A 284-nucleotide genomic window follows, 5' to 3' on the forward strand; every position below is an offset into this window, starting at 1 on the left:
AACTGGGCGTCAATTTTAACGTGCGCATCAATATCAATGGCAAATTCGGTGCCAGTTTCAACGGCGGCGGTGCCAGCACCTTGGACGGCAGTCGCTTTATTGCCTCTATCATGGCGCTCAGTCAACAAAATAAAGCCAATATCGTCTCGCGCCCCGATTGTGTACTGACGCAAGAAAATATTCCGGCGATTTTCGATAACAACCGTGCCTTCTACAGTGAAGTCAAGGGCGATCGGGTCGCGACCTTAGAAAGTGTCACCTACGGCACCTCCGTCAGCGTGTTA

1 pseudogene is annotated in these 284 nt (G+C 51.1%); it reads left to right on the forward strand.

From position 1 onward, the window contains the following. A pseudogene (locus tag REG_RS14990) lies at nucleotides 1–284 on the forward strand (EscC/YscC/HrcC family type III secretion system outer membrane ring protein); the annotation flags it as partial.

The organism is Candidatus Regiella insecticola LSR1, assembly GCF_000143625.1.
Classification (GTDB): domain Bacteria; phylum Pseudomonadota; class Gammaproteobacteria; order Enterobacterales; family Enterobacteriaceae; genus Regiella; species Regiella insecticola.